The sequence below is a fragment of the Solibacillus sp. FSL K6-1126 genome, from assembly GCF_038003445.1.
Classification (GTDB): domain Bacteria; phylum Bacillota; class Bacilli; order Bacillales_A; family Planococcaceae; genus Solibacillus; species Solibacillus silvestris.
This window is the reverse complement of record NZ_JBBOPD010000001.1, coordinates 565,473-572,500: the sequence shown is the minus strand read 5'-3', so window position 1 is coordinate 572,500 and position 7,028 is coordinate 565,473. Positions and strand designations below refer to the sequence as shown.

Below are 7,028 nucleotides of genomic sequence, written 5' to 3'. Positions count from 1 at the left end.
CACAATTTAAACCGAAATTATTATCCAATAAAGCACATGAAAATGTCCTTTCATCACTTTTACAAGAAATGAAAACATGTAAAACATTCACCTTTTCTGTGGCATTTATTACTGAAGGCGGATTGGCTACAATCAAAACAATGCTATATGACCTTGAGAGAAAAGGCATTCGTGGACGCATTTTGACCTCTACATTTTTAAGCTTTAACCAACCAAAAATGTTTAAAGAGCTACTCAAATTAACTAATGTAGAAGTTCGGGTTACTGATGTAAAAGGCTTTCACTCAAAAGGCTATATTTTCGAGCACGACCAACATTATTCTTTAATCGTTGGAAGCTCTAACTTAACAGATAGTGCATTGAAGGCAAATTTTGAATGGAATGTTTATTTAACTTCTCTTGAAAATGGTGAAGTTATTAACCATTTTAAAAATCAGTTTGAACAGCAATGGAACAGTGCGATGCCATTAAATGACGAATGGATTGCACAATATCAAATTAATTATGAGAAGCCAGAATTTAATAATAAAGTAGCCTCTCCTCCTTTATATATAACGAATCCATTAAAAGAAAGTTTAAAAATACAGCCTAATAAAATGCAAACAGCCGCGCTTGAGCAGTTAAAGCTCCTTCGTCAAAGTGGTGCAAACCGTGGTCTCATTATTTCAGCAACCGGCACAGGTAAAACCTATTTATCTGCGTTTGACGTTCGAAATGCTGCACCAAAACGCATGCTCTTCGTCGTGCACCGCGAACAAATTTTGAAGAAAGCGATGCATGATTTCCGCAATATTTTATTAGGTGACCCTCAAGATTATGGGATTTTATCAGGAAATTCAAAGGATCTAAATGCACGTTATTTATTTGCAACGGTCCAGACTATTTCACGTGACCCTTATTTACAACAGTTTGCTAAAGATCATTTTGACTACATTTTAATTGATGAAGTTCACCGAGCAGGTGCGGAATCGTATTTAAAAATTATGAATTACTTTAAACCCCAATTTCTATTAGGGATGACGGCTACACCGGAACGTACAGATAATTTCAATATCTATGAACTATTTGACTATAATGTGGCGTATGAAATACGTCTTCAAGCAGCATTAGAAGAAGAAATGCTCTGCCCCTTCCACTATTTTGGTGTGACCGACTATGAGCTTGATGGTGAGCTCATCGATGAAACAGCAGATTTACAAAAGCTCATTCAACAGGAGCGAATTGACCATATTATCGAAAAAATTTCGTATTACGGGTTTTCTGGGGATCGAGTTCGTGGATTAATGTTTTGCAGTACGAAGGAAGAAGCACGTATCCTTTCCAATTTACTGAATATGCGCGGTTATAAAACGACCGCATTGACTGGTGACCACTCTCAAGAAGAACGTGAAATAGCGATTGCTAAATTAGAAAATGGTGAGCTAGAGTATATTTTAACGGTAGATATTTTTAATGAAGGTATCGATATCCCATTCTTAAATCAAATCGTCATGCTCCGCCAGACACAATCTAGCATCATCTTCATTCAGCAGCTTGGTCGTGGATTACGGAAGCATGATGTAAAAGAATATGTAACGATCATTGATTTTATCGGCAACTACAAAAATAACTATTTAATTCCGATTGCCCTATCTGGTGATAAGTCGATGAACAAAGATAATGTTCGTCGCAACACAGTAAACACGGATTATATTCAAGGGGTTTCAACAATTAATTTTGAGGAAATCGCGAAGAAACAAATTTTTGATGCGATAAATAACGCTAATTTATCCACATTAAAAATGTTAAAGGATAGCTATTCTGAGCTTAAAAATCGGATTGGACGTATTCCGATGCTTAAGGATTTTATTGAACAAAATTCATTAGATCCCGAAGTCATTATTAGCTACACTCCTACCTATTATGAATTTTTATTGAAAATGAAAGAAAATATCTCCTCAATTACCGATTATGAAAAGTCTGTCCTCTCATTAATAGGAAAGGACTTTTTATCAGGGAAAAGAATTCATGAAATTTTATTATTACAGCTTCTTTTAGAAGAAAAATCTATTACAGAAAAAAGCTATCTTTCAGCATTGCAAGCTCATAATGCTTATATTCATAATGGGACAATTGAAAGCATTGAAAATGTGTTTTCTTTAAACTTTTTCGTAGAGACTGACAATAAAAAATTCGGAAATAAACCGTTAATTATTAAATCGAATTCATGCTATATGTTTAATGAGGAATTGCAACTTTCACTACGAGACATAAATTTCAAACAATACTTTGTTGATTTACTTGAATGTGCCTTTATTAAAAACAAACAATTTAATAATTACGAGCCATTTAAACTATATGAAAAATACTCACGCCGTGAAGTATGCCGCTTACTAGACTGGGAAAAGAACGAGGAAGGTACATTAAATGGTGGTCGACCGAAAAATGGCGATTTCCCTATTTTCGTAAATTATCATAAAAATGATGAAAATAATCTTGAAACAAATTATATGGATGAATTTTTATCAGAAGATACATTTAAATGGTGCTCAACAAAAAATCGATATATCGATAAATCCAAGGAAATGCAAATTCTTATCCACTCTGTTGAAAATGGGACAAACGTGTACCTGTTTGTAAAAAAAGACAATGGTGAAGGTAAAGATTTCTATTACCTTGGTCGGTGTGCTGTAAATCCAGGCTCTGCAAAGCCCGAAAAAATTTTGGATAAAGGAAAATATTACCCCGTCGTTACAATGGAAATGGTACTCGAACAACCGATCCAATACGATATCTATCACTATTTAGTAGAGGAATAAAATAAAGCAAGGTGCTACCATTTAACTTTTGGCAAACACCTTGCTTTTTTATTAACTATTCATTACCCCTAAATATCTCCCGCTTATGCCACTTAAAATATTTCTTATTCTCTTCTACTCTCGCAACGCGCATTTTCTCATGAATCCCGTATTTCACGTAATCCATCTGGTCAATTTCAGAGGAAATGTGGATTTTCCCGGTTCCATCAAACGCGATATAGCCTTGGTCGTATAACGCATCATGATTATGGCAAAGTAGAATACCGTTGTATGGATCAAGTCGCTCGTCATTCGTTGCATCTTTCCATGGTTTTGAATGGCTTGCACGTAATAATCCAGGTAACGAGATGCCACATAATGCACATTGATTGTCCCATAATGGCATCAGTTGCTTTCTAAATTTTTGTTGCCCTTTACGGATTTTTACCTTTGCTTCTGCTTCTGTTTCGATTAAAACAGGCGCTAGCGTATTGCGTTCCTTTTGGGCAATGAGACCAATGGCAAATTCCAGCTGCTCTTCATTTTCCTCATAAATATTGGCATCACTCATAAGCTCCAGCAGCTTGATCGCGAGCATTTCATTACAAGGATATAAAAATCCTTGGTTGCCATCACCATTATGTTGGAACGGTGAATATTTTACTGGAAGTAGTGGCTGAATTTCATCAAAATGTTCTTTTATTGAAACCGGAAAATCTAATTCCTCGTATACTGCCGGGAATTGGTACCCAACTACTCCCGAATGATCAAGAGGATTCACACCTTCCCCGCAATCTTCCTGAGCGGTACTAATCGCGACGATTTCCCCTTTAACACAGTGAAAAATCGCATCGCCCTTCTTTACTTCCCTCATCCGCTCCCAAGAATGGGGTGTTTGTCCACTACTATCTAAAATTGAGCACCATACGACCTGCTTTTCCTTCGCCTCATCGTATGTACGCCCTTGCATTACTATATAAAAATTCATACATACACCTTCACTTCTTTGCTTTTTTTAAGTGTACCATTTCTTTTTTCTTACCATAACTAACATGTTTAAAAATAAATTCAACGTTTATATATTCTCTACCCGCATTACTTGAGATATAATTTCGTTTTTTTCCATTCCCTACTATTTCGCCCCTCGAAAAACTCCTAAAAAATGTTATAATCCGAGTAAGAATCATTTTCACTAACTAATACAACCGGTTGCACTCAGTTTTGAGTTGTTTAACAGAAAGGAACTACAATGCTAGCAAGATTTTTTACGTATTATAAGCCGCATAAGCGATTGTTCATTATCGACTTCTCGTGTGCGGTATTTGTGGCCGTTTTGGAATTGCTTTTCCCGATGGCTGTGCAATGGTTTATCGATGATTTGCTCCCGACGAACGATTGGGGCATGATTACAAAAATCAGTGCGCTTCTTTTACTGACGTATATTTTAAGTACAGGCATGAACTATGTCGTGAACTATTTGGGGCATAAACTCGGGGTCAATATCGAAACGGATATGCGCCAGCAGCTGTTCAATCATGTACAGCGCCAGCCGTATACGTTTTTCGATAATATGAAAACAGGTCATTTAATGAGTCGTATAACGAATGACTTATTCGATATCGGGGAGTTTGCACATCATGGTCCGGAAGATTTGTTCATCGCAATGATGACATTTATCGGAGCGTTTACAATTATGTTCAATATTAACGCGACCCTTGCGACAATTATTCTGATTTTCGTTCCGTTTTTAATTGCGGTCATGTATTGGAGCAACAGAAGGATGAAAAAAGGCTGGGCCGTTATGTATAGTGAAATCGCGAACGTCAATGGCCGTGTGGAAGACAGCTTCTCCGGTATTCGCGTCGTGAAATCATTTACAAATGAAGAATTCGAAACGAACCGCTTCAAAAACCAAAATGCTCTTTTCCGTAAAGCGAAAATTTACGCGTACAAAGTAATGGCAGGCACACATTCAAGCATTTATATTTTAACTCGTTTACTGACATTACTCGTGCTTGTTGTAGGGGCATGGCTTTCAAACAATGGTGATCTTTCATACGGGGAGTTCGCGAGCTTTATTTTATTCACAAATGTCCTGATCAAGCCAATCGATAAGATCAGTGCATTACTTGAAATGTATCCAAAAGGAATGGCTGGCTTTAAACGCTTCTGCGATCTGCTTGACCAGGAGCCGACGATTGTCGACCGCCCAAATGCAATTGATGTTGACCAATTAAACGGCGATATCGAGTTTAAAAACGTGGACTTCAAATATGCGGACAGCAAGCAAGTTCTGAACAATCTATCGTTTAAGGTGGAAGCAGGAAAAACGGTTGCCTTTGTCGGTCCGTCCGGTTCAGGGAAAACGACGATCAGTGCACTGATCCCACGCTTTTACGATATTACGGATGGTGCGATTACGATTGACGGATATGAGATCCGAGATTTAACACAGCATTCGCTCCGCAAGCAAATCGGTACAGTACAGCAGGATGTATTTTTATTTACAGGTACTATTCGTGAAAATATCGAATATGGTAAATTAGGCGCAAGCTTCGAGGACATTAAAGCAGCGGCAGAGCAGGCGAACTTGCTAGAATTTATCGAGAATTTACCGGATGGCTTTGAAACCGAAATTGGTGAACGTGGTCTGAAATTATCTGGCGGACAAAAACAGCGTCTTGCGATTGCACGCATGTTCCTGAAAAACCCGCCGATTTTAATTTTGGATGAGGCAACATCTGCCTTAGATACGGCGACTGAGCGGATTATCCAGCAGTCGTTGAATGATTTGGCGAAAAACCGGACGACATTGATCATTGCGCACCGTTTAGCGACCATTCGCGATGCGGACTATATTTTCGTTGTTACACCAAATGGCATTGAAGAGCAAGGGACATATGAAGAGCTTGTCGCAAAAGGCGGAATTTTTGCAGGGCTCCATCATGCATAAAGATTAGTATTAAGATGAGGTGGATGATTGCGGTCATTCACCTTTTTTCACCATAATGGAGGGGGTTTTTTGATGAATATTCCAGTAATTGATTTACATTGTGATGCATTATGGCGCATGCAGCAGGATGGTCACCGGTTTGACGATGGCCTGCTTGATGTAAATGCCGATAAACTTCGCGCAGGAAATGTAATGGCACAGGCGTTTGCGGTTTATGTTTACCCTACTTTAACTTTGGAGGAAAAACGGGCTGCTGCTTTTAAACAGATTGCGCATTTTCAGCAGGAAGTACTAAGTGAACAAGTTGTGCATATTAAGAAATGGACGGATTTTGATAAGCTCCGTCCAGGACAAACTGGCGCTTTTTTAACAATTGAAGGCGTTGACTTTTTCGGTGGCGACATTGATTTTTGGCATCAGTTCCGTGAGCTTGGCGTGTTGTCGATCGGGCTTACATGGAATTACTCCAATGAAGCAGCTGACGGCTTACATAGTACATCACAGATTGGCGTTACACCGTTTGGCAAAGAAATCATCAAGCTGAATAATGAGCACAGGCTGTTCACCGATGTTACTCATCTACATGAACGAAGCTTTTGGGATGTCATCGAGCATGCCGATTATGTAATTGCTTCTCATTCAAACGCAATGGCTATTTGCAATCATGAGCGCAATTTGAACGATGCACAAATAAGAGCAATGATTGAAAAAAACGCGCCGATTCATGTTGTGTATTATCCTGAATTTATAAACGGCACAAACAGAGCGAGAATGACGGACTTGATTCGTCATATTGACTATATTTGCTCACTCGGCGGGAAGCATTTGATTGGCCTTGGCTCAGATTTTGACGGTATTGATGTGAAAATCCCCCATCTCGAACATGCCGGGATGCATCAAAATCTCATTAATGAGCTGTTAAAGCATTATAGTGAACAGGAAGTACGCGGGTTTGCAGCTGCGAATTTTTTGAAGCATTTGCCGAAGTAGTGTGTAGTATCGGGTCCTCTATCATTTCATGCTATACTAAAGAAACTTATGAATGAGAGGACGTTTTACTATGAACGGCAAAAATCGAAGCGATGTCTATCCTGGCTTGGAAGTTGATATCGTACTAAAAAAAGACCAGCGTACAGGCAAAACAACACGCGGTATCGTAAAGGATTTACTGACAAACAGCAGCTCCCATCCCCACGGCATTAAAGTGCGGTTGGCTGATGGACAAATTGGACGTGTGTGTCAGACCTATCCGAAGTAAGTTTTGAGCTTTCCTCGCCCTAGTGACATAGGTGAGGATT

Annotated in this window: 5 protein-coding genes (1 of these 5 only partly in view); 4 read left to right on the top strand and 1 reads right to left on the bottom strand. The window is 38.8% G+C overall.

Annotated elements, in window-relative coordinates; translation table 11 throughout:
- Window positions 1-2,798 carry the 3' portion of a DEAD/DEAH box helicase gene (locus MHH44_RS02775; protein ID WP_340797741.1) on the top strand. It extends 73 nt beyond the left edge of the window, so the window shows 2,798 of its 2,871 coding nt (coding positions 74-2,871); the start codon falls outside the window, past its left edge; its stop codon occupies window positions 2,796-2,798.
- Between the two features lie 55 nt (window positions 2,799-2,853).
- On the opposite strand, the gene MHH44_RS02770 is transcribed toward MHH44_RS02775, so the two are convergent.
- Complete coding sequence (locus MHH44_RS02770) at window positions 2,854-3,765, bottom strand: HNH endonuclease (RefSeq protein WP_008409025.1); 912 nt, start codon at window positions 3,763-3,765, stop codon at window positions 2,854-2,856.
- 261 nt (window positions 3,766-4,026) lie between these two features.
- Here MHH44_RS02770 and MHH44_RS02765 point away from each other — a divergent pair, with 261 nt between their 5' ends.
- From MHH44_RS02765 to MHH44_RS02755, 3 genes are all read left to right on the top strand, one after another.
- Window positions 4,027-5,730, top strand: coding sequence for an ABC transporter ATP-binding protein (locus MHH44_RS02765; RefSeq protein WP_340797740.1), 1,704 nt, complete (start codon window positions 4,027-4,029; stop codon window positions 5,728-5,730).
- A gap of 72 nt (window positions 5,731-5,802) precedes the next feature.
- Window positions 5,803-6,720 carry a dipeptidase gene (locus MHH44_RS02760; protein ID WP_340797739.1) on the top strand — a complete coding sequence of 306 codons (918 nt, stop codon included), beginning with the start codon at window positions 5,803-5,805 and terminating at the stop codon, window positions 6,718-6,720.
- Window positions 6,721-6,790: 70 nt separating this feature from the next.
- Window positions 6,791-6,988, top strand: coding sequence for a YwbE family protein (locus MHH44_RS02755; protein ID WP_014824828.1), 198 nt, complete (start codon window positions 6,791-6,793; stop codon window positions 6,986-6,988).
- Window positions 6,989-7,028: the final 40 nt, after the last annotated feature.

Coding starts and splice junctions, on each gene's coding strand:
- MHH44_RS02770 (WP_008409025.1), bottom strand. CDS start 3,765: ATGAATTTTTATATAGTAATGCAAGGGCGTACATACGATGAGGCGAAG.
- MHH44_RS02765 (WP_340797740.1), top strand. CDS start 4,027: ATGCTAGCAAGATTTTTTACGTATTATAAGCCGCATAAGCGATTGTTC.
- MHH44_RS02760 (WP_340797739.1), top strand. CDS start 5,803: ATGAATATTCCAGTAATTGATTTACATTGTGATGCATTATGGCGCATG.
- MHH44_RS02755 (WP_014824828.1), top strand. CDS start 6,791: ATGAACGGCAAAAATCGAAGCGATGTCTATCCTGGCTTGGAAGTTGAT.